This is a genomic window from Acerihabitans arboris (genome assembly GCF_010131535.1).
Classification (GTDB): domain Bacteria; phylum Pseudomonadota; class Gammaproteobacteria; order Enterobacterales; family Enterobacteriaceae; genus Acerihabitans; species Acerihabitans arboris.
Map to the genome: position 1 here is coordinate 1 of NZ_WUBS01000027.1, position 26752 is coordinate 26752.

At 54.0% G+C, this 26752-nt stretch carries 45 protein-coding genes; 7 read left to right on the forward strand and 38 right to left on the reverse strand.

Going from position 1 to position 26752, the window contains the following annotated elements:
* Nucleotides 1–404: 404 nt before the first annotated feature.
* Nucleotides 405–956, forward strand: coding sequence for a gamma carbonic anhydrase family protein (locus GRH90_RS24825; protein WP_162368662.1), 552 nt, complete (start codon nucleotides 405–407; stop codon nucleotides 954–956).
* An 89-nt stretch (nucleotides 957–1045) separates the two neighbouring features.
* Here GRH90_RS24825 and aroE read toward each other — a convergent pair whose 3' ends face one another.
* From aroE to dprA, 5 genes are all read right to left on the reverse strand, one after another.
* Nucleotides 1046–1867, reverse strand: a complete 822-nt coding sequence (gene aroE / locus GRH90_RS24830) for a shikimate dehydrogenase (RefSeq protein WP_162368698.1) — start codon at nucleotides 1865–1867, stop codon at nucleotides 1046–1048.
* Nucleotides 1868–1931: 64 nt separating this feature from the next.
* Entirely contained in the window at nucleotides 1932–2501 is a 570-nt protein-coding gene (gene tsaC / locus GRH90_RS24835) for an L-threonylcarbamoyladenylate synthase type 1 TsaC (RefSeq protein ID WP_162368663.1), read from the reverse strand.
* Entirely contained in the window at nucleotides 2491–3048 is a 558-nt protein-coding gene (locus tag GRH90_RS24840; RefSeq protein ID WP_162368664.1) for a DNA topoisomerase family protein, read from the reverse strand. Before GRH90_RS24840 ends, tsaC begins: the two co-directional genes overlap by 11 nt.
* A 23-nt stretch (nucleotides 3049–3071) precedes the next feature.
* A complete protein-coding gene (locus GRH90_RS24845) occupies nucleotides 3072–3545 on the reverse strand; it encodes a DUF494 family protein (protein ID WP_162368665.1) in 474 nt (157 codons plus the stop codon).
* Nucleotides 3517–4638, reverse strand: coding sequence for a DNA-protecting protein DprA (gene dprA / locus GRH90_RS24850; RefSeq protein WP_162368666.1), 1122 nt, complete (start codon nucleotides 4636–4638; stop codon nucleotides 3517–3519). Before dprA ends, GRH90_RS24845 begins: the two co-directional genes overlap by 29 nt.
* 127 nt (nucleotides 4639–4765) lie before the next feature.
* Here dprA and def point away from each other — a divergent pair, with 127 nt between their 5' ends.
* The 5 genes from def to mscL all read left to right on the forward strand — a co-directional run bounded on the left by def (nucleotide 4766) and on the right by mscL (nucleotide 9607).
* Entirely contained in the window at nucleotides 4766–5281 is a 516-nt protein-coding gene (gene def / locus GRH90_RS24855; RefSeq protein WP_162368667.1) for a peptide deformylase, read from the forward strand.
* 22 nt (nucleotides 5282–5303) lie between these two features.
* The gene (gene fmt, locus GRH90_RS24860; RefSeq protein ID WP_162368668.1) at nucleotides 5304–6251 is read left to right on the forward strand and encodes a methionyl-tRNA formyltransferase; all 948 of its coding nucleotides are present in this window, start codon (nucleotides 5304–5306) and stop codon (nucleotides 6249–6251) included.
* Between the two features lie 83 nt (nucleotides 6252–6334).
* On the forward strand, nucleotides 6335–7651 hold the full coding sequence (gene rsmB, locus GRH90_RS24865) for a 16S rRNA (cytosine(967)-C(5))-methyltransferase RsmB (RefSeq protein ID WP_162368669.1): 1317 nt from the start codon (nucleotides 6335–6337) through the stop codon (nucleotides 7649–7651).
* A 19-nt stretch (nucleotides 7652–7670) separates the two neighbouring features.
* Nucleotides 7671–9047: a Trk system potassium transporter TrkA gene (gene trkA / locus GRH90_RS24870; RefSeq protein WP_162368670.1), complete on the forward strand. Its 1377-nt coding sequence runs from the start codon at nucleotides 7671–7673 to the stop codon at nucleotides 9045–9047.
* A 110-nt stretch (nucleotides 9048–9157) separates the two neighbouring features.
* Nucleotides 9158–9607: a large-conductance mechanosensitive channel protein MscL gene (gene mscL, locus GRH90_RS24875; protein WP_162368671.1), complete on the forward strand. Its 450-nt coding sequence runs from the start codon at nucleotides 9158–9160 to the stop codon at nucleotides 9605–9607.
* Nucleotides 9608–9655: 48 nt separating this feature from the next.
* Here mscL and GRH90_RS24880 read toward each other — a convergent pair whose 3' ends face one another.
* From GRH90_RS24880 to rpsJ, 30 genes are all read right to left on the reverse strand, one after another.
* Entirely contained in the window at nucleotides 9656–9895 is a 240-nt protein-coding gene (locus tag GRH90_RS24880; RefSeq protein WP_162368699.1) for an alternative ribosome-rescue factor A, read from the reverse strand.
* Nucleotides 9896–10112: 217 nt separating this feature from the next.
* Nucleotides 10113–10493 carry a DnaJ family domain-containing protein gene (locus GRH90_RS24885; protein WP_162368672.1) on the reverse strand — a complete coding sequence of 127 codons (381 nt, stop codon included), beginning with the start codon at nucleotides 10491–10493 and terminating at the stop codon, nucleotides 10113–10115.
* Between the two features lie 235 nt (nucleotides 10494–10728).
* The gene (gene rplQ / locus GRH90_RS24890; RefSeq protein WP_162368673.1) at nucleotides 10729–11124 is read right to left on the reverse strand and encodes a 50S ribosomal protein L17; all 396 of its coding nucleotides are present in this window, start codon (nucleotides 11122–11124) and stop codon (nucleotides 10729–10731) included.
* Nucleotides 11125–11164: 40 nt separating this feature from the next.
* Nucleotides 11165–12154, reverse strand: a complete 990-nt coding sequence (locus tag GRH90_RS24895; RefSeq protein WP_162368674.1) for a DNA-directed RNA polymerase subunit alpha — start codon at nucleotides 12152–12154, stop codon at nucleotides 11165–11167.
* Between the two features lie 25 nt (nucleotides 12155–12179).
* Nucleotides 12180–12800, reverse strand: a complete 621-nt coding sequence (rpsD, locus tag GRH90_RS24900) for a 30S ribosomal protein S4 (protein ID WP_011412065.1) — start codon at nucleotides 12798–12800, stop codon at nucleotides 12180–12182.
* A 30-nt stretch (nucleotides 12801–12830) separates the two neighbouring features.
* A complete protein-coding gene (gene rpsK / locus GRH90_RS24905) occupies nucleotides 12831–13220 on the reverse strand; it encodes a 30S ribosomal protein S11 (RefSeq protein ID WP_131867908.1) in 390 nt (129 codons plus the stop codon).
* A gap of 16 nt (nucleotides 13221–13236) precedes the next feature.
* Nucleotides 13237–13593, reverse strand: coding sequence for a 30S ribosomal protein S13 (gene rpsM / locus GRH90_RS24910; protein WP_162368675.1), 357 nt, complete (start codon nucleotides 13591–13593; stop codon nucleotides 13237–13239).
* 147 nt (nucleotides 13594–13740) lie between these two features.
* The gene (gene rpmJ, locus GRH90_RS24915; protein ID WP_132923644.1) at nucleotides 13741–13854 is read right to left on the reverse strand and encodes a 50S ribosomal protein L36; all 114 of its coding nucleotides are present in this window, start codon (nucleotides 13852–13854) and stop codon (nucleotides 13741–13743) included.
* 33 nt (nucleotides 13855–13887) lie between these two features.
* Nucleotides 13888–15219 carry a preprotein translocase subunit SecY gene (secY, locus tag GRH90_RS24920; protein ID WP_162368676.1) on the reverse strand — a complete coding sequence of 444 codons (1332 nt, stop codon included), beginning with the start codon at nucleotides 15217–15219 and terminating at the stop codon, nucleotides 13888–13890.
* 7 nt (nucleotides 15220–15226) lie between these two features.
* Nucleotides 15227–15661 (reverse strand): 50S ribosomal protein L15, encoded by a 435-nt coding sequence (gene rplO, locus GRH90_RS24925; RefSeq protein WP_162368677.1) that lies wholly within the window; start codon nucleotides 15659–15661, stop codon nucleotides 15227–15229.
* A gap of 3 nt (nucleotides 15662–15664) precedes the next feature.
* The gene (gene rpmD / locus GRH90_RS24930) at nucleotides 15665–15844 is read right to left on the reverse strand and encodes a 50S ribosomal protein L30 (protein ID WP_162368678.1); all 180 of its coding nucleotides are present in this window, start codon (nucleotides 15842–15844) and stop codon (nucleotides 15665–15667) included.
* 6 nt (nucleotides 15845–15850) lie between these two features.
* Nucleotides 15851–16351 carry a 30S ribosomal protein S5 gene (gene rpsE, locus GRH90_RS24935; protein ID WP_162368679.1) on the reverse strand — a complete coding sequence of 167 codons (501 nt, stop codon included), beginning with the start codon at nucleotides 16349–16351 and terminating at the stop codon, nucleotides 15851–15853.
* Between the two features lie 14 nt (nucleotides 16352–16365).
* On the reverse strand, nucleotides 16366–16719 hold the full coding sequence (rplR, locus tag GRH90_RS24940) for a 50S ribosomal protein L18 (protein ID WP_162368680.1): 354 nt from the start codon (nucleotides 16717–16719) through the stop codon (nucleotides 16366–16368).
* A gap of 9 nt (nucleotides 16720–16728) precedes the next feature.
* Nucleotides 16729–17262: a 50S ribosomal protein L6 gene (gene rplF / locus GRH90_RS24945; RefSeq protein WP_162368681.1), complete on the reverse strand. Its 534-nt coding sequence runs from the start codon at nucleotides 17260–17262 to the stop codon at nucleotides 16729–16731.
* Between the two features lie 13 nt (nucleotides 17263–17275).
* Complete coding sequence (gene rpsH, locus GRH90_RS24950) at nucleotides 17276–17668, reverse strand: 30S ribosomal protein S8 (RefSeq protein ID WP_162368682.1); 393 nt, start codon at nucleotides 17666–17668, stop codon at nucleotides 17276–17278.
* Nucleotides 17669–17701: 33 nt separating this feature from the next.
* Nucleotides 17702–18007, reverse strand: coding sequence for a 30S ribosomal protein S14 (gene rpsN / locus GRH90_RS24955; protein ID WP_162368683.1), 306 nt, complete (start codon nucleotides 18005–18007; stop codon nucleotides 17702–17704).
* A 12-nt stretch (nucleotides 18008–18019) separates the two neighbouring features.
* Complete coding sequence (gene rplE / locus GRH90_RS24960; RefSeq protein WP_162368684.1) at nucleotides 18020–18559, reverse strand: 50S ribosomal protein L5; 540 nt, start codon at nucleotides 18557–18559, stop codon at nucleotides 18020–18022.
* A gap of 14 nt (nucleotides 18560–18573) precedes the next feature.
* Complete coding sequence (gene rplX / locus GRH90_RS24965) at nucleotides 18574–18888, reverse strand: 50S ribosomal protein L24 (protein WP_162368685.1); 315 nt, start codon at nucleotides 18886–18888, stop codon at nucleotides 18574–18576.
* Nucleotides 18889–18898: 10 nt separating this feature from the next.
* Nucleotides 18899–19270, reverse strand: coding sequence for a 50S ribosomal protein L14 (gene rplN, locus GRH90_RS24970; RefSeq protein ID WP_132923655.1), 372 nt, complete (start codon nucleotides 19268–19270; stop codon nucleotides 18899–18901).
* 169 nt (nucleotides 19271–19439) lie between these two features.
* The gene (gene rpsQ / locus GRH90_RS24975; RefSeq protein WP_162368686.1) at nucleotides 19440–19694 is read right to left on the reverse strand and encodes a 30S ribosomal protein S17; all 255 of its coding nucleotides are present in this window, start codon (nucleotides 19692–19694) and stop codon (nucleotides 19440–19442) included.
* Nucleotides 19694–19885 carry a 50S ribosomal protein L29 gene (gene rpmC, locus GRH90_RS24980; RefSeq protein ID WP_162368687.1) on the reverse strand — a complete coding sequence of 64 codons (192 nt, stop codon included), beginning with the start codon at nucleotides 19883–19885 and terminating at the stop codon, nucleotides 19694–19696. Before rpmC ends, rpsQ begins: the two co-directional genes overlap by 1 nt.
* Nucleotides 19885–20295, reverse strand: coding sequence for a 50S ribosomal protein L16 (gene rplP / locus GRH90_RS24985; protein ID WP_162368688.1), 411 nt, complete (start codon nucleotides 20293–20295; stop codon nucleotides 19885–19887). The genes rpmC and rplP overlap by 1 nt, the downstream gene beginning before the upstream one ends.
* 12 nt (nucleotides 20296–20307) lie before the next feature.
* A complete protein-coding gene (gene rpsC, locus GRH90_RS24990) occupies nucleotides 20308–21009 on the reverse strand; it encodes a 30S ribosomal protein S3 (protein ID WP_162368689.1) in 702 nt (233 codons plus the stop codon).
* 17 nt (nucleotides 21010–21026) lie between these two features.
* On the reverse strand, nucleotides 21027–21359 hold the full coding sequence (gene rplV, locus GRH90_RS24995; RefSeq protein ID WP_162368690.1) for a 50S ribosomal protein L22: 333 nt from the start codon (nucleotides 21357–21359) through the stop codon (nucleotides 21027–21029).
* A 14-nt stretch (nucleotides 21360–21373) separates the two neighbouring features.
* Nucleotides 21374–21652, reverse strand: coding sequence for a 30S ribosomal protein S19 (rpsS, locus tag GRH90_RS25000; protein ID WP_132923660.1), 279 nt, complete (start codon nucleotides 21650–21652; stop codon nucleotides 21374–21376).
* A 14-nt stretch (nucleotides 21653–21666) separates the two neighbouring features.
* Nucleotides 21667–22491 (reverse strand): 50S ribosomal protein L2, encoded by an 825-nt coding sequence (rplB, locus tag GRH90_RS25005; protein ID WP_162368691.1) that lies wholly within the window; start codon nucleotides 22489–22491, stop codon nucleotides 21667–21669.
* 17 nt (nucleotides 22492–22508) lie between these two features.
* On the reverse strand, nucleotides 22509–22811 hold the full coding sequence (gene rplW, locus GRH90_RS25010; protein WP_162368692.1) for a 50S ribosomal protein L23: 303 nt from the start codon (nucleotides 22809–22811) through the stop codon (nucleotides 22509–22511).
* Nucleotides 22808–23413 carry a 50S ribosomal protein L4 gene (rplD, locus tag GRH90_RS25015; RefSeq protein ID WP_162368693.1) on the reverse strand — a complete coding sequence of 202 codons (606 nt, stop codon included), beginning with the start codon at nucleotides 23411–23413 and terminating at the stop codon, nucleotides 22808–22810. The genes rplW and rplD overlap by 4 nt, the downstream gene beginning before the upstream one ends.
* A gap of 16 nt (nucleotides 23414–23429) precedes the next feature.
* Nucleotides 23430–24059, reverse strand: coding sequence for a 50S ribosomal protein L3 (gene rplC, locus GRH90_RS25020; RefSeq protein ID WP_162368694.1), 630 nt, complete (start codon nucleotides 24057–24059; stop codon nucleotides 23430–23432).
* Nucleotides 24060–24091: 32 nt separating this feature from the next.
* Complete coding sequence (gene rpsJ, locus GRH90_RS25025; RefSeq protein ID WP_001181005.1) at nucleotides 24092–24403, reverse strand: 30S ribosomal protein S10; 312 nt, start codon at nucleotides 24401–24403, stop codon at nucleotides 24092–24094.
* 361 nt (nucleotides 24404–24764) lie between these two features.
* Between rpsJ and GRH90_RS25030 the strand changes: the two genes are divergently transcribed.
* Complete coding sequence (locus GRH90_RS25030; RefSeq protein WP_162368695.1) at nucleotides 24765–25559, forward strand: prepilin peptidase; 795 nt, start codon at nucleotides 24765–24767, stop codon at nucleotides 25557–25559.
* 154 nt (nucleotides 25560–25713) lie between these two features.
* Here the strand turns inward: GRH90_RS25030 and bfr are convergent, their stop codons facing one another.
* From bfr to GRH90_RS25045, 3 genes are all read right to left on the reverse strand, one after another.
* A complete protein-coding gene (bfr, locus tag GRH90_RS25035) occupies nucleotides 25714–26193 on the reverse strand; it encodes a bacterioferritin (protein WP_162368696.1) in 480 nt (159 codons plus the stop codon).
* Between the two features lie 73 nt (nucleotides 26194–26266).
* Entirely contained in the window at nucleotides 26267–26461 is a 195-nt protein-coding gene (gene bfd / locus GRH90_RS25040; protein ID WP_162368697.1) for a bacterioferritin-associated ferredoxin, read from the reverse strand.
* Between the two features lie 172 nt (nucleotides 26462–26633).
* Nucleotides 26634–26752: EF-Tu C-terminal domain-related protein (locus GRH90_RS25045; protein ID WP_199379605.1), on the reverse strand; the 119-nt coding region annotated here is incomplete at its 5' end.

Consider the following 26752-nt stretch of genomic DNA (forward strand, 5'->3'; position numbering starts at 1 on the left):
ACTTGGTATTTTTGTGTTTCGATACGGTCTTGTGAGTGCCCACACAGATTGTCTGATAAATTGTTAAAGAGCAGTGCGCCGCTGTAATCAGCCTGGCGCGAGGTGGCGTATATTACGCTTTCCCCTCCCAGTGTCAAGCCCGTTAGGCCTGCCTCCTGACTCGTTTCCGCTACCCTGCGATATGCTGCACGGTGCCGGTCGTTGGAGGCGCATTATAGGGATCCGGTTATATTGCACAAGCGTTTTTTGATCTTTTCTTGTCAACTGTCTATTTTTCATCCCTTATGTTCCGATCTTGAGCGATCTCTTACCTCAAATGGAGAATTTGCCGGATCGTGGGTGTTGATATGCATACCGTTGGGGCGCTAGAGTTAATCAAAATAGATCGATTAAAAGGTAGGATGATGTCGGAATTATCAAAATCGTTGCGCCCCTTCCAAAATACGTTCCCGATCCTGGGTCAGCGGGTGATGATCGATGCTTCAAGCGTGGTGATCGGCGAGATCGACCTGGCGAATGATGTCAGCATCTGGCCGCTGGTCGCCATGCGCGGCGACGTCAATAAAATCGTCATCGGCGCCCGTACCAATATCCAGGACGGCACCGTGCTGCATGTCACCCATAGATCCGAGCATAACCCGTCCGGCAACCCGCTGATTATCGGTGAAGACGTTACCGTCGGTCATAAGGCGATGCTGCACGGCTGCACCATCGGCAATCGGGTCCTGGTCGGCATGGGATCGATCCTGCTGGACGGCGTGGTGGTGGAAGATGACGTGATGATAGGCGCGGGAAGTCTGGTGCCGCCGGGCAAGCGCCTGGAAAGCGGTTATCTTTATCTCGGCAGTCCGGCTCGCCGGGTAAGGCCGCTTACGCCGGCTGAAATCACGGGCCTGCTTTATTCAGCTAATAATTATGTACGCTGGAAGGATCAATACCTGGCCCAGGAGAAATAGCCGCTGTCATCACCCGGTGGCCGGATATCCGCTCAAACGACTGGCCTCAGTACAAGCGGGTGACCATGCGGCGAGGAGGATCCGCCGGTTCAGGCGGCGGACTGCTCGCTCTTCAACTGTTCAAGCACCGGCGTAATATCGGGCAAGACCCCATGCCACAGCATAAATGAATAAGCGGCCTGGCCCACCAGCATGCCAAGACCATCGGCATAATGCCGTGCCCCCAGTTGCTCACACCAATGTAAAAACGGCGTCGGTCCGTCTTGGTAATACATGTCGTAACAACGCACCGCCGGGGTAATCAGCGTTTTTTTCAATGCGGGAAGCTCGCCATGGATGCCGGAGGTGGTAGCGTTAATCACCAGATCGAAATCCGGCCCGGCCAGCTCTTCAAGCGGCCGCGCGCTGATATCGCCGACGTGGTGATAAAAGGACACCAGCTCCTGCGCGCGGGCAAACGTGCGATTGGTCAGCATTATCGTGCAGCCAAAAGAGAGCAACGGCAGGATCACCCCGCGCGCCGCGCCGCCCGCGCCGACCAGTAACACCCGGCTATCAGGCCGTACCAGGCCGAGGCGTTGCAAATCGGCCAGCAGGCCGATGCCATCGGTGTTATCCCCCAGCAACAAGCCGTCCGGCTGCTTTTTGACCGTATTGACCGCCCCGGCCTGGGATGCCCGCTCGGTTAATTGATCGCATAAGGCAAACGCCCGCTCTTTAAAGGGCATGGTGATATTGGCTCCTTCGCCGCCGGCGGCGAAAAAGTCATGCAGGACCTGCTCAAAAGCGTCCTTGGGGGCCAGCACCCGCCCATACGGATGGGCGATACCGGTCTGCGCGGCGAATAGCGCATGAATGTGCGGCGATTTGCTGTGATTTATCGGATTACCAAAAACGGCGTAAGTGTCCATAACCTGTTCTCGTCTGGTTAGCATCAACCGGGCTCCTGCCCTCGCCCGCTAAGGCGAGGAACCGTCATCCTTGCCGGATAAGGCCGCCGGTCAATGCGTCACGAATTTCTGAAGGGTTTAACCGCCCTTCCACCGGGTCTTCCATGACAGGAAAATTATCGCCCAACTGCTGGCGAACCTCGGCGGCCGTGCGGCCGGGAGGGTAGCCGGTCAAATTGGCGCTGGTTGAAACCAGCGGCTTGCCGAATGCCAGGCACAAACGCCGCGCCGGCTCATAGGCGGTAACCCGCACCGCCAGGGTAGCAAATTGCCCGGTCAGCCAGCGCGGCGTTGCCGGCCGGGCGGGCATCACCCAGGTCACCGGCCCGGGCCAGTGGGCAAATACCCGCTCCAGCTGCTGCGGGGTTAGCGCGGTATCATCGATATAGGGCGATAACTGCTGATAATCGGCGGCGATTAAAATCAGGCCCTTGGTCCAGGGCCGTTGCTTAAGGGCCAGCAAAGCCTGGACCGCCGCTTCGCTGTCCGGATCGCATCCCAGGCCGAACACCGCTTCGGTGGGATAAGCAACGACCCGTCCCTGCCGTAAAGCGTCCACCAGGCCGGCCAGCGCCGGCGGTTGATTATTTTTCATCATTGCCTTTAATCGATACCGGCTTGCCGCAGCGCTTATCGGCGCAAAATAGCCGGGGTCCCCGCGCCGTGTTTTTTTCATACAGCAGCGGAAAATGGCAAAACTCGCATTCACCGGCAGCCGGCGTGAAATTAAGCACAAACCGGCATTGCGGATAGCGATCGCAAGCGTAAAAAACCTTGCCGAAGCGGGAGGTGCGCTGCACCAGTTTTCCCGTTTGGCACTCGGGGCAGTTAAAGGCGGTTTCATCCGGCTGATCCATGGCCGCGATATAATTGCACTCTGGATAATTGGCGCAACCGATAAACATGCCGTAGCGGCCCTGGCGCAGCACCAGTCCTCCCTGGCACGACGGACAAACCTGCCCCTCCAGCACCGTGACAATATGGCCGTCAGCCTGCGGTTTAAGCGATTTGATATAGGCGCAGCGTGGATATTGGGAACAACCGAGAAACGGACCATGCGCCCCGGAACGAATCACGAGTTCTGCCCCACATTCAGGGCAGAGCTCGATTTGCCTTGCGTTAAAGAGCACAGCTTTTGCCATAGGAATATATCGTCAGTGATTCTTTAGTGCAGACGGCTCTCATCTTCTTCGAATACAAGATCTTCCATCTGTTGATAGGCATTTTCATATCCGGGGATATTAAACAGCACCATCAGGATTACCCATTTAAGATCTTCCAGATCGAATTCGACGGCATCCAGTGCCATGACGCGATCGATGACCATTTCACGCGTTTCAAGGTTTAACACCTGAATCTGTTCCAGGAACAATAAAAAACCACGGCATTCCGTATCCAGGAACTGACTTTCTTCGTCAGTGTAGATGCGTAAGGCAAGCGGATCGCCGCCCATGGCGAAAGCTTTACCCTGTCCGTCCTGCAGATCGGCCAGTTTCTCCAACCAGTTTAGCGCATTGTAGATATCGTCCTGATGGAAGCCTGCCTTGGTGAGATCGTCGGTTAATTTATCCTGATCCACCCGCATTTCCACTTCATTGTGGATGTATGTTTCAAACAAGTACATTAGAACGTCGAACATGGCCTGCCCTCCTTAAACGGACATAGCCGCCGGGTACAACTGCGATCCAGCCTGCTAACTCCAGTTCCAATAGCTTCGACACTACCTCTGGCACAGACTGGCCGGCACGTTCAGCGACGACGTCAACAGGTGTAACCTCATCTCCTACGTTAGCCAACACATCGGCAAATGGCAATTCAACTTCGCATTCTGGCGCAGAAATAATTTCCGGCCGGGTCAAAGGCAACCAATTCAGGCCGCCTCCGAGCTGTTCGAGCACCTCTTTGGGCTGGGTGACCAGATAAGCGCCCTGCTGGATAAGCCAGTGGGTGCCGGCGCTCGCCGGATTGCCCAGCGGGCCGGGCAAGGCGTAGACATCCTTCCCCTGGTCGAGGGCATAACGGGCGGTGACCAGCGAACCACTGCGGGCGGCGGCCTCCACCACCAGCACGCCACGGCTCAGCCCGCTGATGATGCGGTTGCGGTAGGGAAAATGCCCCGCCAGGGGAGCGGCGTTCAAGGCAAACTCGGATACCAGCGCCCCGCCGTACGCCGTGATGCGTTCGGCGAGCCGGCGGTGCTGCGACGGATAGACGTTTTGCAGGCCGCTGCCCAGCACCGCGATGGTTCTTCCCTTGGCGTCCAGCGCCGAACGATGGCATATCCCGTCGATACCGAGCGCCAGCCCGCTGGTAATGGTAATGCCGCACCCCGCCAGGTCGGCGGCAAAGAAGCCGCCCCACTGCTCACCATAGCGCGTACATTGGCGGCTGCCGACCATGGCCAGCTGTGGGGACGCCAGGCAGGCGACGTCCCCGAGGACAAACAGCGCCGGCGGGGGACAGGCCAGGGCTTTAAGCGACTCGGGATAGCCGGAGTCGGCAAAAGTCACGATATGATGCAGCGGATGTTCAAGCCAGCGCAGGGCCGCCTCGATATCGCCGCCGGGATATTGCTGGAACCGCTGGCGCTGCGCGGGCGTAAGACAGGCGGAAAGGAGCGGTTGCGGGCTAAAATCGCCGGGAAGGGACAATTGCGACAGGCACCGATGCACTTTAGCGCCGTTAACCCCCTTTACTGCCGCCATGCGCAACCACATTTCCATTATCGTCATCCTTCCCTCCGCGCCGTCTGGTGGCGTATGTCGTGACATTTGCTTGCGGATGCTGTCAATCAGGACGGGAAATGTCTAGAATAAGAGAAGGAATAGTTTTCACAATCGGACACAGATATAGACTCATATGCCAGTATTGCAGGTGTTACATTACCCCGACGAGCGGCTTCGCACTGTTGCGAAACCGGTTAAAGAAGTCAATGACGCTGTTCGCCGTATCGTGGATGATATGTTTGAAACCATGTACGTCGAAGAGGGCATCGGCCTGGCCGCCACCCAGGTGGATATTCACCAACGGATTATCGTGATCGATGTATCGGAAGCCCGTAACGAGCGCCATGTATTTATCAACCCTGAACTGATTGCCAAAAGCGGTGAAACCGGGATAGAGGAAGGCTGCCTGTCCATACCCGATCAGCGTGGTTTCGTTCCCCGCGCGGAAAAGGTCACGGTTCGCGCGCTCGACCGCGACGGCAAACCGTTCGAGCTTGAAGCGGATGAATTATTGGCCATTTGCATCCAGCATGAAATGGATCACCTGGTCGGCAAGCTGTTTGTCGATTACCTCTCGCCGCTAAAGCGCCAGCGGATCCGCCAAAAAATGGAAAAACTGGCGAAGATAAACGCCCGCGCGGAAAAATAACCGTCGCTATACAGGAATTAACGTGTCCGACTCTTTACGTGTCATTTTTGCCGGTACGCCGGACTTCGCCGCGCGCCATCTCCAGGCGCTGCTCGACTCGGCTCACCAGGTGGTGGGGGTGTTTACCCAGCCCGATCGCCCGGCCGGCCGGGGCAATAGGCTGACGGCCAGCCCGGTAAAACTCCTGGCGCAGCAGCATCAATTACCGGTATGCCAGCCCAAGTCCCTGCGTCCCCCGGAGAGCCAGCGCCTGGTGGCGGAACTGGAGGCCGACATCATGGTGGTGGTGGCCTACGGCCTGATCCTACCCCAGGCGGTGCTGGATATGCCGCGCCTGGGTTGCCTGAATGTGCATGGCTCGTTATTGCCGCGCTGGCGCGGCGCGGCGCCGATTCAGCGCGCCCTGTGGGCGGGCGACAGCGCCACCGGCGTCACCATCATGCGGATGGACGCCGGCCTGGATACCGGTGATATGCTATATAAATCCGCCTGCGACATACAGCCGGAGGATACCAGCGCCAGCCTGTATGAAAAACTGGCGAATATCGGCCCCCGGGCGCTGCTGGATACCCTGGCGCGCAGCGCGGCCGGGACCCTGGCGCCGGAAAAACAGGATGAGAGCCAGGTCACTTACGCTGAAAAGCTGAGTAAAGAAGAGGCGCGCCTGGACTGGTCGTGCCCGGCCGACATGTTGGCGCGGTGCGTGCGGGCCTTTAACCCCTGGCCGATAAGCTTTTTTAACGTTGGCGATCAGACCATTAAAGTCTGGCAAGCCGCGGCGGCGGCGATGGCAACACCGGCGGCTCCGGGCACGATTTTACAGGCGGATAAAACCGGCATCCGGGTGGCTACGTCCAGCGGCGCGTTGAATATGACGCTGCTCCAGCCCGCCGGCAAAAAAGCCATGGCGCCGCAGGATCTGCTTAATTCACGTCGTGAGTGGTTCACCCCCGGCGCCATCCTGGATTAATGTCTTCCCGGCTATCGCCCGGCATCGGTAACCATGATACGGGCGGTTTATTTGCAGCCACCTCCACTTTCCTTCGGTCAACTATGAATACACGTTATAACCTCCGCGCCATCGCAGCGAAAGCGGTAGCCCAGGTGCTGGACCACGGCCAATCCCTAAGCCAGCTGCTACCGGCGCTGCAGAATGCGCTTGGCGACAAGGATCGCGCGCTGTTGCAGGAATTGTGCTTTGGTATTTTACGCACCCTGCCGCAACTGGAATGGATCATCAAGCAGCTGATGGCAAAGCCGCTTACCGGTAAACAGCGCACGGTCCATTACCTGCTGATGGTCGGCATTTACCAGTTGCTTTATACCCGCATACCGCCCCATGCCGCGCTGGCTGAAACGGTGGAGGGCGCAGTGATGCTGAAGATGCCGCAGTTAAAAGGCCTGGTAAACGGCGTGCTGCGCCAGTTCCAGCGCCAGCAGGAGGAACTGCGGGCCGCATCCGAAGAGCAGGAAAGCCGCTTCCTGCATCCGTCCTGGCTGATGAAGCGTCTCCAGCAGGCCTATCCCGACCACTGGCAGGCGATCATCGAGGCCAATAACCAGCGACCGCCAATGTGGCTGCGCGTTAACCGCCTCCATCACAGCCGCGAAGATTATTTTGCCCTGCTGGCGCAGGAAGGCATCACCGCCAGCCCCCATCCCACTTTGCCCGACGCGGTTAAGCTGGACATTCCCTGCAACGTCGGCCGGCTGCCCGGTTTTGATCGGGGCTGGGTAACGGTGCAGGACGCCTCGGCGCAGGGCTGTGCGCCGCTGTTGGCGCCTGAGCCGGGGGAAGATATTCTTGATCTTTGCGCCGCGCCGGGCGGCAAGACCACCCATATCCTTGAGTTAGCCCCCGATGCGCGCGTGACGGCGGTGGATATCGACCGTCTGCGCTTGGCGCGGATTGAGGAAAACCTCCAGCGCCTGGGGCAGCATGCGCAGGTGTTGGTCGGCGACGGCAGGCAGCCCGGGGAATGGAACCAGGGCCGAACCTGGGATCGTATTTTACTTGATGCGCCCTGCTCCGCCACCGGTGTTATCCGGCGTCATCCCGATATAAAATGGCTGCGCCGCGATCGCGATATCGCCGAACTGGCCGCGTTGCAGCAAGAAATCCTGAACGCTACCTGGCCGCTGCTTAAACCCGGCGGCACGCTGCTTTACGCCACCTGTTCAATATTGCCGGAGGAGAACGGCGAGCAAATCAGCGCGTTCCTGGCCGGCCACGCAGATGCCGGGCTGGTGGAAACCGGCGATGCCGCCAGCCCCGGCAGGCAATGTTTCCCCGCGCCCGATGAAGGCGACGGCTTCTTTTACGCTAAGATGATCAAGAGTGCCTCACCCGGCATTTCGCCACGCACATAATGAGCATGAAGAACCGACTATGAAAATAATCATCCTTGGAGCAGGACAGGTAGGCGGCACCCTGGCTGAAAACCTGGTGGGGGAAAACAACGATATTACCATCGTCGATAACAACCCGAACCAGCTACGGCAATTACAGGATAAGTTTGATCTTCGTGCGATCCAGGGCCATGCCTCGCATCCCAGGGTATTACGCGAGGCGGGGGCGGAGGATGCGGATATGCTGGTCGCCGTGACCAACTCCGATGAAACCAATATGGTGGCCTGCCAGATAGCCTATACGTTATTCAAAACGCCCAATCGCATTGCCCGCATCCGCTCGGCCGATTATATCCGCGAAGCCGCCAGGCTGTTTTCACCGGAAGCGGTGCCCATCGATCACCTGATCTCCCCCGAGCAGTTGGTGATCGATAACATTTATAAACTGATCGAGTATCCCGGCGCGCTGCAGGTGGTTAACTTCGCCCAGGGCAAAGTCAGCATCGCCGCGGTAAAAGCCTATTACGGCGGGCCGCTGGTAGGTAACGCCCTGTCCTCGCTGCGCGAGCATATGCCGCATATCAATACCCGCGTTGCCGCGATCTTCCGGCAGGATCGGCCGATCCGACCGCAGGGATCGACGGTGATCGAAGCCGGCGACGAAGTTTTTTTTGTCGCCGCGTCGCCGCACATCAGGGCGGTGATGAGCGAGCTGCAGCGGCTGGAAAAGCCATACAAACGAATCATGATCGTCGGCGGCGGCAATATTGGCGCGGGACTGGCCCAACGGTTGGAAAAAGATTACAGCGTCAAGCTTATCGAGCGGGATAAGCAGCGGGCGGCCGAGCTGGCGGAGCTGCTGCATGACACCATTGTGTTTTTTGGCGACGCCTCCGATCAGGAGCTGCTGGCCGAGGAACATATTGAGCAAATCGACGTGTTTATCGCCATTACCAACGACGACGAAGCCAACATCATGTCGGCGATGCTGGCCAAACGCATGGGCGCCAAAAAGGTATTGGTGCTGATCCAGCGCCGCGCTTATGTGGATCTGGTACAGGGCAGCGTAATTGATATCGCTATTTCGCCGCAGCAGGCAACGATTTCGGCGCTGCTGGGCCACGTGCGCAAGGCGGATATCGTCAGCGTGTCCTCTCTGCGCCGTGGCGTCGCCGAGGCCATAGAAGCCATTGCTCATGGCGATGAGAGCACCTCAAAAGTGGTCGGCCGTACCATCGACACCATAAAACTGCCGCCCGGCACCATTATCGGCGCTATCGTGCGCGGCGATGATGTCATCATCGCCAATAAGGGCTGCCGCATCCAGCAGGGCGATCATGTGATCATGTTCCTGACCGATAAAAAATTCATTACCGACGTGGAGCGTCTGTTCCAGCCAAGTCCGTTCTTTTTATAGGGCGGCCGGTGTGGCCCACGCAATGAATTGCCACAAAATGTTAAAGAATCTGGTAAAAACATCATCCTTTGTTAGACTTACTTGGTCATTAACTGAGAAGGAGCAAGCCTATGAGTTTCCTGCAGGAATTCAGAAAATTCGCCATGCGCGGCAATGTTGTGGACCTGGCTGTCGGGGTAATAATCGGTGCCGCCTTCGGTAAAATTGTGTCGTCCCTGGTAGCCAACGTCATTATGCCGCCGCTGGGTTTATTGATTGGCGGGGTGGATTTCCGATCGTTCGGGTGGGTGCTGAAACCCGCACAGGGTGATACGCCGGCAGTCGTTTTGCAGTACGGTATTTTCCTGCAGAATATCTTCGATTTCCTGATAGTCGCCCTGGCGGTATTTTGTGTTATCAAACTGATTAACAAGCTGCATCGCAAACATGAAGACGCTCCGGCCGCGCCGCCGAAACCCAGTGCTGAAGAAACCCTGTTGACTGAAATCCGCGACCTGCTCAAGCAGCAGAACCAGGCCGTCGCCACGCCGCTGCCACCGCAGCAGCCGCCGACGCTTTAAGGCGATAGGCCAGGGTCTTTTGATTTGAGGTGCTACGAAAGACAATCTTCAGTGCAGGCGTTTAATGTCGGGATGTGCTGAAAACAAAAGGCCAGTGGTAACATCAGGTTTGATGAGGTTACCACTGGCCTCCCAGTTCTGGGCTTTTGCGTTTTTGCCTTTACGACAGTAGCTACCCTTCCCTTTTACGTTTTTTTCACGACGCTGGCGAAACAGCGGATCGTGCAACAATGCCGCGATGGCGTTGTCATTGATGGTGCCTCTGATATGGCGATATTTTTCAGTCATGACATCCTCGATAACATACCCGCGATGCGGGTGAGAAACTCCTGGTAAATAATGACACAGGCGGGCAAAAAGATGCATGCTTGCGCGTTGAAATTACCGCCGGGCGACGGCTTGCGCAAACGCTGGCTATAAAAAACCAACCGATGCGCCGTGGGCAATATTATAGCAAATCGTACCCACAGCAAGAGTAGTAAAATAAAATTCGTTGCCAATGGATTTAGCCATTTTTGTGGCCGTTGCCAAACCGGCGCTGCAATTGTTCCCGGTAGCCGTGATGCAAAAAATCGGTGCTCATGCCAGCCTGTCGTAGCTTGATTTCCAGCAGCCGCAGCCGGGCGCTGATGTCTTCATGGCGGGCGTCCTGCTCGTCGATACCCTGCAAAAGATCGCTCAGCCTAAGCGCGTCTTGGCGATCCTGGAGTTCCGCCGGCAGGTAACCGGCATTTTTCAGCAGGCGATAGCCTGCCCGCAGGTCTTCCGGCACCGCGCTGTCATCATCCAGCTGCAGGGGTTTACCATATCCCGGCAGGTTGTCAAATTCGCCCTCCCGTAGTGCCTGCTGGATATGCTGCTCCGCCAGTTCATCCACTAACCACATAAGCACCGCTCCTTTTGCGGGTTGGTCACGGATTCAGCATAGCGCATTGGCCGGCGGATGGTAAGCGCTGCCGGTTCAACATTGATAGCATGGGCAACGCTGGCAGGCCTTCAGCCGCTTGAAATCCAGTGGACGCGCGGGGATGGCAAATTCATGAAGGACATGCCAAACGTCATCAAATCGCACGCAATAAAAAACCCGGCCGGGGCCGGGTTTTGTAAGTACACGGGGCAGATTACTCTGCGACCGCTTCCGCTGGAACCTGGGATTCTGCAGCACGATCTAACAGCTCAATATAAGCCATCGGCGCATTGTCACCTGCACGGAAACCACACTTCAGAATGCGAGTGTAACCACCGGCACGGCTCGCGAAACGCGGGCCAAGCTCGTTAAACAGTTTTGCCACGATCTCGTTATCACGAGTACGGGCGAATGCCAGACGACGATTTGCAACGCTGTCGGTCTTGGCAAGTGTAATCAGCGGTTCAACAACACGGCGCAGCTCTTTCGCTTTTGGCAGGGTCGTCTTGATTATCTCGTGACGAACCAGAGAGCCGGCCATGTTACGGAACATAGCCTGGCGATGGCTGCTGTTACGGTTCAGTTGACGACCACTCTTACGATGGCGCATGACCTTATCCTTCTCAGTAAAACCTTACCCTGTGATCGGGTTATTCATCAGCAATACTTGCCGGAGGCCAGTTCTCTAGGCGCATGCCCAGAGACAACCCACGGGAAGCCAACACGTCTTTAATCTCAGTAAGAGATTTTTTACCCAGGTTGGGCGTTTTAAGGAGCTCAACCTCGGTACGCTGTACCAGATCACCGATGTAGTGGATGGCTTCTGCCTTAAGGCAGTTAGCAGAGCGGACAGTCAATTCCAGATCGTCAACTGGGCGCAGCAGGATCGGGTCGAATTCTGGTTTCTCTTCTTTAACTTCCGGTTGACGTACATCACGTAAATCAACAAAAGCTTCAAGTTGTTCAGCCAGGATGGTAGCCGCGCGGCGGATCGCCTCTTCAGGATCGATCGTGCCATTGGTTTCCATTTCGATGACCAGCTTGTCCAGGTCGGTACGCTGTTCAACACGTGCGGCTTCAACATTGTAGGCGATACGCTCTACAGGGCTATAGCATGCATCGACCAGCAAACGACCAATCGGGCGCTCATCTTCTTCCGAATGAATTCGGGCAGAAGCCGGCACGTAACCACGACCACGCTGAACTTTGATACGCATATTAATCGATGCGTTTTCATCGGTCAGGTGACACAGCACATGCTGCGGCTTGACGATTTCGACATCCCCGTCATGGGTAATGTCGGCTGCTGTTACAGGGCCAATGCCAGATTTATTCAGAGTAAGGATAACGTCATCCTTACCTTGAACTCTCACCGCCAGCCCTTTCAGGTTGAGCAGAATCTCCAGGATGTCTTCCTGTACACCTTCTTTGGTGCTGTACTCGTGCAGTACACCATCAATCTCAACCTCGGTCACCGCGCAACCCGGCATCGACGAAAGCAGAATACGGCGCAGTGCGTTACCTAGGGTATGGCCGAAGCCACGCTCTAAAGGTTCAAGGGTCACCTTGGCGTGCGTCGAACTGACTTGCTCGATATCTACCAGGCGCGGTTTTAGAAACTCTGTCACAGAACCCTGCATTGTGTCCTCTCTTTGGTACTAAGCCTTACTTAGAGTAAAGCTCGACTATCAGGTGTTCATTAATGTCCGCAGACAGATCGGTACGTTCTGGAATACGTTTGAACACCCCTTCCATCTTAGCAGCGTCAACTTCAAGCCAGGTCGGCTTTTCACGCTGTTCAGCCAGTTCCAATGAGGCACGAACACGGGATTGCTTTTTCGCTTTCTCACGGATGCTTACAACATCATTCGGAGTAACCTGGTAAGAAGCGATGTTGACAACACGGCCGTTTACCATGATCGCCTTATGGCTGACCAATTGGCGTGATTCAGCGCGAGTGGCGCCAAAACCCATGCGGTAAACAACGTTGTCCAGACGGCCTTCAAGCAACTGCAACAGGTTTTCACCGGTATTGCCTTTAAGACGCGCTGCTTCTTTGTAGTAGTTGCGGAATTGACGTTCCAGAACGCCATAGATACGACGTACTTTTTGTTTTTCACGCAACTGCACCCCGTAGTCAGACAGACGCGGTTTACGCGCGCCATGCTGTCCAGGAGGCTGTTCAATTTTACACTTGGAATCGATCGCGCGAACACCAGACTTCAGGAATAGGTCTGTGCCCTCACGACGGCTCAGCTTGAGCTTAGGACCCAAATATCTTGCCATTTTCTTTCTCCAACTAACCTAGAAGCGGCGTTATACGCGGCGCTTTTTCGGCGGACGACAACCGTTATGGGGGATCGGAGTCACATCAGTAATATTAGTGATGCGAAAACCAGCCGCGTTTAACGCGCGAACGGTAGACTCACGGCCCGGACCAGGTCCTTTTACCATAACTTCCAGATTCTTGATGCCATACTCTTTCACTGCTTCAGCGCAACGTTCTGCTGCAACCTGCGCGGCGAAAGGAGTGGATTTACGAGAACCACGGAAACCGGAACCACCGGCCGTCGCCCAACCCAACGCATTACCCTGACGATCGGTAATAGTAACGATGGTATTGTTGAAAGACGCATGGATATGAGCCACGCCATCTGAGACTTGCTTTTTAACACGCTTACGTGCACGAACAGGTGCCTTAGCCATTATTTACTCACCCCGATTATTTCTTGATCGGTTTGCGCGGACCCTTACGGGTACGGGCATTGGTCTTGGTACGCTGACCGCGAACCGGAAGACCACGACGATGACGCAAACCACGATAGGTACCAAGGTCCATCAGACGCTTGATACTCAGGGTTACTTCACGGCGCAGATCACCTTCGACCACAAATTTAGCAACTGCGTCACGCAGCGTGTCGATCTGCTCTTCAGACAGCTCACTGATCTTAACATGTTCAGCAATGCCCGCGGTTTCACAAATTTTTTGTGAACGGGTCTTACCGATACCGTAGATTGAAGTTAACGCGATCACGGTATGTTTTTGATCAGGAATGTTAATGCCTGCTATACGGGCCACTATGCACTCCTAAAAATTTAAACGGCAACACCATTCTGAAAAGCCCGTTTTCAGGATACTCAAACAATGTTGCGTTGACCTACAAAAGATTGGCTGGCTAATCTAGCCAGCTCAACCCAACTTTGCAAGAAAAAAATGCCGAATTTATCAGCCTTGGCGTTGCTTATGCTTAGGCTCGCTGCAAATTACGCGAACGACGCCGTGGCGGCGAACGATTTTGCAGTTACGACATAACTTCTTGACGGAAGCACGAACTTTCATTTTTACTCTCCGTAACTTCTCAAGCTTCCCGGATTAGCGGTTATAGCCTTTCAGGTTTGCTTTCTTCAATGCGGACTCGTATTGACTCGACATCATCAGAGTCTGCACTTGAGCCATAAAGTCCATGATCACCACAACGACAATCAATAAAGATGTGCCCCCGAAATAAAAGGGAACTTTCATTGCGTCACGCATGAACTCCGGGATAAGGCAGATAAAAGTAATATACATCGCACCGACCAGAGTCAGACGGGTCATCACTTTATCAATATATTTAGCCGTTTGCTCTCCCGGACGAATGCCTGGTACAAATGCACCGGACTTCTTCAGGTTATCTGCTGTTTCGCGCGGGTTAAACACCAGTGCCGTGTAAAAGAAACAGAAGAATATGATTGCAGACGCATAGAGTAACACATAAAGCGGTTGTCCAGGCTGTAAATACAGTGAAATCGCTGTCAGCCATCCCCAACCGGTACCGCCGCCGAACCAGGATGCAATCGTGGCCGGAAACAGAATGATGCTGGAGGCGAAAATTGCCGGTATAACGCCGGCCATATTCACCTTCAACGGCAAATGTGTGCTCTGTGCCGCATAAACACGACGTCCTTGCTGACGTTTGGCATAGTTAACGACAATACGCCGTTGGCCACGCTCGACGAACACCACAAAAAACGTCACTGCAAATACGAGTACTACAACCAATAGCAACAGGAGGAAGTGCAGGTCGCCTTGACGAGCTTGCTCTATGGTATGGGCAATGGCCGGCGGTAAACCCGCTACGATACCCGCGAAGATAATGATTGAAATACCGTTGCCGATACCTCGTTCAGTAATCTGTTCACCCAGCCACATCAGGAACATCGTCCCCGTGACCAGGCTCACAACCGCGGTAAAGTAAAACGCAAAACCCGGATTATATACCAGGCCTTGCATTCCGGGCATATTCGGCAGACCGGTAGCAATACCAATCGACTGGAATATACCTAATACCAACGTGCCGTAGCGGGTGTACTGGCTAATCTTGCGACGGCCAGCCTCACCCTCTTTTTTAATCTCCGCCAGCGCCGGGTGAACAACCGTCAGCAGCTGGATGATGATCGATGCCGAAATATACGGCATGATCCCCAAGGCGAAGATCGAAGCACGGCTGAGCGCGCCACCAGAGAACATGTTAAACATTTCAATGATGGTGCCTCTCTGCTGTTCGAGCAATTTCGCAAGCACAGTGGCATCGATACCAGGGATCGGAATAAAAGAGCCGATACGGAAGACAATCAAGGCGCCAACTACAAACAAAAGTCTGCGTTTAAGCTCGCCCAATCCGCCTTTAGCACTTTGAAAGTCTAATCCTGGTTGTTTGGCCATCTGCTACTTATTCCTCAATTGTACCGCCAGCAGCTTCGATTGCAGCACGAGCGCCTTTGGTGACACGCAGACCGCGCAGGGTTACTGCGCGATTGATTTCGCCGGAAAGCATAACTTTCGCGAATTCAATCTGGGTGCCAACAATGTTAGCGGCTTTAAGCGTGTTGAGATCGATAACCTCGCCTTCCACCTGCGCCAGTTCTGACAGGCGAACTTCCGCCGTGACCATTGCCTTGCGCGAGGTGAAGCCGAATTTCGGCAGACGACGGTATAAAGGCATCTGGCCGCCTTCGAACCCACGACGCACGCCACCGCCAGAACGAGACTTCTGACCCTTGTGACCACGTCCCGCGGTTTTACCCAGGCCGGAACCAATACCGCGACCTACACGCCGAGGAGCGTGCTTTGAGCCCTCAGCCGGAGACAGAGTATTTAAGCGCATCTGTTACTCCTCAACTTTGACCATGTAGGAAACCAAATTGACCATACCGCGTACAGCAGGAGTATCCTCGCGCTCTACGGTGTGACCAATGCGACGCAGGCCCAAGCCAACCAAAGTTGCCTTGTGTCTCGGCAGACGACCGATGGAACTGCGCGTCTGAGTTATTTTAATCATCTGTGCCATGGTCAATTACCCCAGAATTTCTTCAACGGATTTACCACGCTTGGCAGCGACCATTTCGGGGGACTTCATGTTAGCAAGGGCATCGATAGTTGCACGAACCACGTTGATCGGGTTGGTGGAACCATAAGTCTTTGCTAATACGTTGTGGACCCCTGCGACTTCCAGGACGGCGCGCATTGCACCACCGGCGATAATACCGGTACCTTGGGAAGCCGGCATCATGAACACACGGGAACCCGTATGAGCACCTTTAACCGGGTGCTGCAGGGTGCCGCTGTTCAGCGCGACATTCATCATATTGCGACGGGCTTTTTCCATCGCTTTCTGGATCGCTGCCGGAACTTCGCGTGCTTTGCCATAGCCAAAACCTACGCGACCGTTACCATCACCGACAACGGTCAGTGCGGTAAAACTAAAAATACGGCCACCTTTTACGGTTTTGGATACGCGATTTACCGCGATAAGCTTTTCCTGCAGTTCGCCAGCTTGTTTCTCAGTGTGTGCCATCTTACACCTCTACCTTAGAACTGAAGGCCAGCTTCACGGGCAGCATCTGCCAGTGCCTGGACTCGACCATGATATTGGAACCCGGAACGGTCAAAAGCGACAATCTTGATGCCTTTTTCCAGAGCGCGTTCTGCAATAGTTTTACCTACAGCGGTCGCGGCATCTTTATTACCGGTACCCTTTAATTGCTCCGCGATAGCTTTTTCTACAGTAGAAGCGGCTACCAGAACTTCAGAACCATTCGGGGCAATGACCTGCGCATAAATATGGCGCGGGGTACGATGTATAACCAGGCGGGTTGCGCCCAGTTCTTGTAGCTTGCGGCGTGCGCGGGTCGCACGACGGATACGAGCTGCTTTCTTATCCATAGTGTTACCTTACTTTTTCTTAGCCTCTTTGGTACGCACGACTTCGTCGGCGTAACGGACACCTTTGCCTTTGTAAGGCTCAGGACGACGATAGGCTCGCAAATCAGCCGCAATCTGCCCAACAGCCTGCTTATCAGCGCCTTTCAGCACGATTTCAGTCTGGGTCGGACATTCAGCGGTGATGCCTGCCGGTAAAACATGGTCGATGGGGTGTGAATAGCCGAGGGCCAAATTCACCACATTGCCTTTTACCGCGGCACGATAACCTACGCCTACCAGCTGCAGCTTCTTGGTGAAGCCTTCAGTAACACCGACCACCATTGCATGTAACAATGCACGGGTAGTACCCGCCAGGGCCCAACCATTCGCTTCGCCTTCACGAGGCACAAACGTCAGGTTGTTGTCCGCATAGTTAACATGAACAGCATCGTGGATAGTACGACTCAGCTCGCCGTTTTTACCTTTTATCGAAATTTCCTGACCGTTGAGTTTTACCTCTACGCCGGCAGGAATGACGACATGTGCTTTTGCAACACGAGACATGTTTTCCTCCCGATTAAGCTACGTAGCAGATAATCTCGCCACCAAGACCAGCCTGGCGAGCCGCACGATCAGTCATGACACCTTTAGAGGTAGAAACAACCGCGATACCTAAACCTGCCATAACTTTCGGCAACGCATCTTTTTTCTTATAGATACGCAGACCTGGACGGCTGATACGCTGGATGGTTTCCACAACCGGCTTACCCTGGAAGTACTTCAGTACGATTTCCAGCGTAGGCTTGGTGTCGCCTTCGATTTTGAATTCTTCAATAAAGCCTTCTTCTTTCAGCAAACTGGCGATTGCCACTTTAAGCTTGGAGGAAGGCATGGAGACCGCTGTTTTGTTCGCGGTTTGACCGTTACGGATACGGGTCAGCATATCCGCGATCGGATCTTGCATGCTCATCTGTCTTTACTCCCGTGATTCAATTGGTGACAATTACCAGCTAGCCTTTCTCAGACCCGGGATCTCACCGCGCATGGCAGTTTCACGGACTTTGATACGGCTCAACCCGAATTTCCGCAGGAAAGCATGCGGACGACCAGTTTGGCGGCAGCGGTTACGCTGACGAGACGGGCTGGAATCACGCGGCAGAGTCTGCAGCTTGAGAACCGCATCCCAACGTTCTTCATCAGAAGAATTAACGCTGGAGATGATGGTTTTAAGTTCAGCGCGCTTTGCGAAGAATTTCTCAGCTAATTTCACGCGTTTGACTTCGCGTGCTTTCATGGATTGTTTAGCCATTAGTACCCTGCCTTACTTGCGGAATGGGAAGTTAAAGGCGGCCAACAGTGCACGACCTTCATCATCGGATTTCGCAGTAGTGGTGATGGTAATATCCAAGCCACGAACGCGATCGACTTTGTCATAATCGATTTCCGGGAAGATGATCTGCTCACGTACGCCCATGCTGTAGTTACCACGACCATCGAAAGACTTGGTGGACAAGCCACGGAAGTCACGAATACGCGGTACAGCAATGGATATCAGTCGCTCAAAGAACTCCCACATGCGTTCACCACGCAGGGTTACTTTACAGCCGATCGGATAGCCCTGACGGATTTTGAAGCCCGCAACGGATCTGCGCGCCTTGGTGATAAGCGGTTTTTGTCCGGAAATTGCCGCTAAATCGTTCGCAGCATTATCCAGCAGTTTTTTATCAGCAATCGCTTCACCAACACCCATGTTCAGGGTGATCTTCTCGACCCGAGGGACTTGCATGACAGAATGATAGCCGAATTCTTTCATTAACTTTTCGACTAGTTCGTCTTTGTAGTAATCATGCAGTTTCGCCATCGTACTACTCCAAGTTACTTGATTGTTTCGCCGTTAGATTTGAAGATACGGACTTTTTTTCCGTCTTCAATCTTAAAGCCTACACGGTCCGCCTTGTTGGAGGCACCGTTGAAGATGGCAAGGTTGGAAAGCTGAATTGCCGCTTCCTGTTCAACGATGCCGCCCGGCTGGTTCGTAGCCGGAACTGGTTTTTGATGTTTCTTAACCAGGTTGATACCTTCAACAATGGCCTTGCCCGTAGACAGGACATTCTTTACTTTACCGCGCTTACCTTTATCTTTGCCGGTTAGCACGATAACTTCGTCATCACGACGGATTTTCGCTGCCATGATTCGCTCCTTAAAGTACTTCTGGTGCCAGAGAAATGATTTTCATGAACTTTTCGGTACGCAGTTCACGAGTCACCGGCCCAAAAATACGCGTACCGATGGGTTGCTCGCTATTGTTATTCAACAAAACACAAGCATTACCATCGAAGCGAACGACAGAACCGTCAGGGCGACGGACACCCTTCTTGGTGCGCACCACTACCGCCTTCAGGACATCACCTTTTTTAACCTTGCCACGCGGAATTGCTTCCTTGATGGTGATCTTGATGATGTCGCCGACGCCTGCGTAGCGACGGTGCGAGCCACCTAGAACCTTGATACACATTACGCGACGTGCACCGGAGTTGTCGGCCACGTTCAGCATAGTCTGTTCTTGGATCATGTTAGTGCTCCGCTAATGTCAACTACAACTTTAGGACCCATATTAGGTCGTTAAGAAAAACCCCATAATACAGGGCGCAGCATTATAACACTGCACTCTTGATATGGGTAGAAAAAATAAACGGCTCGTGCTCTGAGCCGTTTATCTTGTTTGGAGCGCGCTTACTGTATTACAGAATCGCTTTCTCTACAACGCGAACAAGTGTCCAGGACTTAGTCTTGGAAATCGGGCGGCATTCGCGGATTTCCACGACGTCGCCGATACCACTTTCATTGCTCTCGTCGTGTACGTGCAGCTTGGTCGTACGCTTGATGAATTTGCCGTAAATCGGGTGTTTCACAAAACGTTCGATGGCCACGACAATGGATTTCTCCATTTTGTCGCTGACCACGCGACCTTGCAGAGTACGGATATTGTCACTCATTACGCACCCGCCTTCTCAGTCAATAACGTTTTAACGCGCGCAACATTGCGACGCACTTGTAACAACAGGTGTGTCTGTTGCAGCTGACCACTGGCCGCCTGCATGCGCAGGTTAAACTGCTCGCGCAACAGGTTCAGCAGCTCGGTGTTCAGCTCTTCAACGCTTTTTTCACGCAGCTCTTTTGCTTTCATTACATCACCGTCTTAGTTACAAAGGTGGTTTTAATCGGCAGTTTCGCTGCTGCCAGCTTGAATGCTTCGCGAGCAACTTCTTCCGGAACGCCGTCCATTTCATACAGGACTTTGCCCGGTTGAATCAAGGCAACCCAATATTCGACGTTGCCTTTACCTTTACCCATACGCACTTCAAGCGGCTTCTCGGTGATCGGTTTGTCCGGGAATACACGGATCCAGATCTTACCTTGACGCTTAACTGCACGCGTCATTGCACGACGCGCAGCTTCGATTTGACGAGCGGTCAGACGACCACGGCCAACAGCTTTCAGACCGAAAGTACCGAAGCTAATATCCGTGCCCGCTGCCAGACCGCGGTTGCGGCCTTTGTGCATCTTACGGAATTTTGTACGCTTTGGTTGTAACATCAGCGACTCTCCTTACTTGCGGCCTTTGCGCTGCTGCTTTTTAGGTTGAGCAGCCGGTTTTTCCGGTTGTTCAACGGCAGCCATACCACCCAGAATCTCACCTTTGAAGATCCACACTTTTACGCCGATGACACCATAAGTGGTGCGCGCTTCGGAGGTGTTGTAGTCGATATCCGCACGCAGCGTATGCAGCGGAACACGACCTTCGCGGTACCATTCGGTACGTGCGATTTCAGCGCCGCCAAGACGACCGCTGACTTCAACTTTAATACCCTTAGCGCCCAGACGCATGGCGTTCTGAACAGCACGCTTCATAGCACGACGGAACATAACACGACGTTCCAGCTGTGAAGAGATGCTGTCCGCGACCAATTTAGCGTCCAGTTCCGGTTTACGGATTTCGGCAATATTGATCTGCGCAGGCACGCCGGCGATATCCGCAACGACCTTACGCAGTTTTTCGACGTCTTCACCTTTCTTGCCGATAACGATGCCCGGACGAGCGGTGTGAATAGTCACACGGATGCTCTTGGCCGGACGCTCGATAACGATGCGAGAAACGGAAGCCTTCGCCAGTTCTTTTATCAGGAATTGACGAACTTTAAAGTCGCTGTCCAGGTTGTCAGCGAATTCTTTGGTATTCGCGTACCAGGTAGAGTTCCAAGGTTTGACAATACCCAGGCGAATACCATTAGGATGTACTTTCTGACCCATTGCTAGTCTCCAGAGTCTCAGCGATCGGACACAACCACAGTGATGTGGCTGGTGCGCTTCAAGATGCGATCCGCCCGACCTTTTGCACGAGGCATAATACGCTTCATGCTTGGGCCGGCGTCGACGAATATTTTCGCGACTTTCAGATCATCGATATCTGCGCCATCGTTGTGTTCAGCGTTAGCAATGGCAGACTCCAGTACTTTTTTAACCAGACCAGCAGCTTTCTTGTTGGTGTAGGCTAAAACTTCCAGAGCTTGCGACACTTTCTTACCGCGGATAAGGTCAGCCACCAGGCGTACCTTTTGAGCAGAAGAACGAGCGTGGCGATGTTGAGCGATAGTTTCCATCTCTTCCTCCTACCTTAGCGTTTTTTAGCTTTTCGGTCGGCCGCATGGCCGCGATAAGTACGCGTCGGCGCGAATTCGCCCAGTTTATGACCGACCATTTCATCGGATACAAATACCGGTACGTGCTGACGACCATTATGGACAGCGATGGTCAAACCGATCATTGTTGGAAAGATCGTTGAACGACGGGACCAAGTGCGTATAGGCTTCTTGTCACCGCTTTCCACCGCTTTCTCTACCTTCTTCAGCAAGTGCAGGTCTATGAATGGACCTTTCTTGAGAGAACGTGGCATGGTTTATCCTCTAATTATTTTTTACTACGGCGACGTACGATGAACTTATCAGTACGCTTATTACTACGGGTCTTCTTACCTTTGGTCTGCAGGCCCCACGGACTGACCGGGTGCTTACCAAAGTTACGACCTTCACCACCACCATGCGGGTGATCCACTGGGTTCATCGCCGTACCGCGCACGGTCGGACGAATACCACGCCAGCGGCTTGCACCGGCTTTGCCCAATACACGCAACATGTGTTCGGCGTTACCGACTTCACCCATGGTTGCGCGGCATTCAGACTGCACTTTACGCATTTCGCCGGAGCGAAGACGCAGCGTGACATAAGCGCCGTCACGGGCGACAATCTGAACATAAGCACCAGCGGAACGCGCCAGCTGACCGCCTTTACCGGGTTTCATTTCCACGTTATGCACGGTGGAACCAACCGGGATATTGCGCATCGGCAGGGTGTTACCGGCTTTGATGGAAGCGTCGACGCCAGACTGAATCTGGTCACCGGCTTTCAGGCCTTTCGGCGCCAGTACGTAACGACGTTCACCGTCTTTATACAGCACTAAAGCGATGTTGGCGGAACGGTTCGGATCATATTCCAGGCGTTCTACGATGGCCGGGATACCGTCTTTGTCGCGTTTAAAGTCGACAACACGGTATTGTTGTTTATGACCACCACCGATATGGCGCGTAGTGATACGGCCATTGTTATTGCGTCCACCGGATTTAGTGAGTTTTTCCAGCAACGGGCCGTAAGGCTTGCCCTTGTGCAGCTCAGGGTTGACCACTTTAACTACGTGGCGACGACCCGGAGATGTCGGTTTACATTTAACAATTGCCATTGTTCTTCTCCTCCGACTTACTCTGCGCCGCCGATGAAGTCCATGTTCTGGCCTTCTTTCAGGGTGACGTAAGCTTTTTTCCAGTCGCTACGACGACCGATACGCTGTCCATGACGCTTCGTTTTACCTTTAACGATCAGGGTACGAACATCATTGACTTCGACTTCAAACAGTTTATGCACAGCGGCTTTAATTTCTGCTTTGGTCGCGTCTTTAGCTACTTTGAGTACGATGGTGTTATGCTTTTCCATCGCTGCAGACGCTTTTTCAGAAACGTGCGGCGCGCGCAAAACTTTCAGCAAACGTTCTTCACGAATCATGCCAGCATCTCCTCAACTTGCTTCACAGCGTCAGCCGTCATGACAACTTTGTCGAAGGCGATCAGGCTAACCGGATCGATACCTGCGACATCACGAACGTCTACTTTGTAGAGGTTACGCGCGGCCAGGAACAGGTTCTCATCAAGTTCGCTTGTAATGATCAGCACATCTTCCAGCGCCATGTCTTTCAATTTCTGTACCAGCAGCTTGGTTTTAGGCGCTTCTACAGAAAAAGACTCAACGACGATCAGACGTTCTTGACGTACCAGTTCAGACAGGATGCTTTTCAGCGCCCCACGGTACATCTTCTTATTTACCTTCTGGCTGTGATCCTGCGGCTTGGCGGCAAATGTTACGCCACCTGAACGCCAGATTGGGCTCTTAACCGTACCTGAACGTGCGCGACCGGTACCCTTCTGACGCCATGGTTTCTTACCGGAACCAGTAACTTCAGCACGGGTCTTCTGAGCGCGAGTACCTTGACGGGCACCTGCTGCATAAGCAACAACAACCTGGTGTACCAGCGCTTCGTTGAAGTCACGCCCGAAGGTAGTTTCGGAAACAGTCAGCGCGCTTTGCGCGTCTTTCAATACCAATTCCATTCCTATCTCCTCGACGTTACGCCTTGACAGCCGGTTTAACGATCAGGTCGCCGCCGGTTGCTCCCGGGACAGCGCCTTTGACCAGCAGCAGGTTGCGCTCAACGTCAACACGTACTACGTCCAGGCTTAGAACGGTTACACGCTCGTTACCCATCTGGCCTGCCATTTTCTTGCCCTTGAATACTTTACCCGGAGTCTGGTTCTGACCGATTGAACCATGACCGCGGTGGGACAAGGAGTTACCATGGGTAGCATCCTGGGTACGGAAGTTCCAGCGCTTTACAGTGCCTGCAAATCCTTTACCTTTGGACGTACCGGTAACGTCAACTTTTTTCACATCGGCAAACAGCTCTACGCTGATGCTTTGACCCGCAGTGATTTCTTCAACGTCTTCGACGCGGAATTCCCACAGGCCGCGGCCGGCTTCAACGCCTGCCTTAGCGAAGTGACCGGCTTCAGGTTTAGTCACACGATTGGCTTTTTTAGTGCCGGTGGTGACCTGAATAGCGCGGTAACCGTCGTTGTCCAGGTCTTTAACCTGCGTCACGCGGTTGGCTTCGATTTCAATAACGGTTACTGGGATGGAAACGCCATCTTCAGTGAAGATGCGAGTCATGCCCACTTTACGACCGACTAAACCCTTCATTGTTTCAACCTCTCAATCGTTTGGTGACCTGATTAACCCAGGCTGATCTGCACATCAACACCAGCAGCCAGATCCAGACGCATCAGAGCATCAACGGTTTTTTCGGTTGGCTCAACGATGTCAACCAGACGCTTATGAGTGCGAATTTCGTACTGATCGCGCGCATCTTTATTGACGTGCGGGGAGATCAGAACGGTAAAGCGCTCTTTGCGGGTCGGCAGCGGGATCGGACCACGTACCTGAGCACCGGTACGTTTGGCAGTCTCGACTATTTCCGCGGTTGATTGATCGATCAAACGATGATCAAACGCTTTCAAACGGATACGGATTCTTTGGTTCTGCATGAGACCAGAGCTCCAATTATTTATAAACGTAGAAAATTACTCCTCACACCCATTTCGATTGATGGGGGAGTGTAATCGTTCAGTATTATCCCCAAATCGGGGATGTTGTGTGCTGGCTTACCACTTTCGCGACCAGCGCGGACTCATCGAGTCGGCTTGTTTCTTACATATATGAGACAAGCCCGCGCATTATACGTTAATTTGCTCATGAAGCAAGCGGCGATGCGGCTAAAAACGCAGGAAGGCGGCGTGGATTCCCTTTTCGGCCGGCGGGATTTGGCGCGCGCGGAAATTTAGCGCATGGTGATGCGCGACTTATTACGTCTTACAGCAGGGACGGGAAAGAGGGGGAGCAACGCGCATGATGGCGACGGCTTATATTACCTGCCTTTTATTATACGGCGCCATGATGGGCCATCTGACCCGGCTCATCCTGGGGCGGGCCCGCGCGCAGCCGGGCTGCCCGGCTGCGTGGCGCGGAGATTTGCCGGGCGCCGGCGGCGCTTGGGCCGGGAGTGGGCTGGGGGCTTTTCATCGGCTGAGGGCTCATGGACGGAAGGCTCCTATCCTGTCCAGGGATCCCCGCGCCGCGCCGATGTCGCTGTCCCAACGGCTGTGGCGGCGGCGCTGCGAGGTAAGCTGCGTGCTGGCGTTCCTGGCGGCGTTTCCCGGCCTGCCGGCGGAACGCCTGGTGAGCGGATTACTCTTCAGTTGGTTTTTACTGACGCTAAGCTGGATCGACTATCACACCCTGCGGCTACCCGACCGGATTACCCTGCCCTTCCTGTTATTGGGAATAGCGTGCAGCCTGATAAGCAGCGCCTGGCATGGCGCGCCCGGCCAGCCTATTGGGGAAGGGTACGCCATGGTGCCGGCGCATGATAGCCTGCTGGGCGCGCTGTGCGGCGGCGGCGGCCTGTGGCTGCTGAACGGGTTGTTTGGTTGGCTGAAAGGCTATGCGGGTCTGGGCGGCGGCGATATCAAACTGCTGGCCGGGCTGGGGGCCTGGCTGGGATGGCAGGTCTTGCCGCTGCTATGCGCCGGCGCGGCGCTGACCGGACTGGCCTGGTGGTTGCTGCGGCGGGCGGCGGATAAAGAGATCCCCTTTGGTCCCTGCCTGTCGCTTGCCGGATGGATGATATACATCGGCCCCTAGCGGAGCCTCCCCTGGCCGGACATTTACAGGCGGCCATGGTGCGCGGCATGGTGCGCGCAGAGTACGGCGACCAGGGGCCGATGCGTACCGTCAATAACATCAGCATAATGCGCAGGCGTTTCTTTTCTTATCAAGGTAGAGGGACAACAGGCGATTATTGCGCCGCATCTTTTAACTGGGACTGAAGATAGTTCTGCAGACCGACCAGGGTGATTAAATCCAGCTCGGTTTCCAGGAAATCGATATGATGCTCTTCATCAGCCAGGATTTCGATCAGCAGATCGCGGGTCACATAGTCCCTGACGCTATCGGCATAAGAAATACCCTCGCGCAGATCCTGGGCACCCTGCAGTTCCAGGTTCAGGTCCGAGCGCAGCATTTCCTCGACGTTCTGGCCGATATTCAAGGTACCCAGATCCTGCAGGTTAGGCAGCCCTTCCAGGAAAAGAATCCGCTCGATATAATGGTCGGCGTGCTTCATTTCATCGATGGATTCGTGGTATTCGATATCGTTAAGACGCGCCAAGCCCCAGTTTTTAAACATACGGGCGTGCAGGAAGTACTGGTTGATGGCTACCAGCTCGTTGCCGAGCAGGGTATTGAGATGGGTAATAATTTGGTCATCGCCTTTCATGATTCACTCCTCCGTTGCGGTAATGTACAGAATATAACCGCGTCAGAGTAAATCAAGGTAATAACCCTACTAATTATGCAATTTTTTCGTAATGCACCAACTGCTGTAATTCGTCTTCCATGATCAGGCGTGCCTTGCATGCGCACTTGCCGCATTTATTGGCTACCGGCACTATACATTTAAGCTCTTGAAAAGTTTTGGGTTGATAGCTTCTCACCGCTTTGCGTATCGCCGTATCGCTCACCGCATTACACAAACAAACGTACATTTCTCATACTCATTAAGCTTTCTCTACGCGTAATTTAAATGAGAACGAGTGTCATTTCAATAGCGGAACAATTTTTGTTTTGTAAATATCAGTAGATGTCGGATAAACGCTTATTTTATCAGCAAATAAAAAAGGGCGCCGGGGCGCCCTTCTTGCATAAGCATATAAAGTCTTACGCGATAACTTTGGCAACCACGCCGGCGCCAACGGTACGGCCGCCTTCGCGGATCGCGAAACGCAGGCCGTCGTCCATGGCGATCGGGGCAATCAGGTTAACAACCATCTTGATGT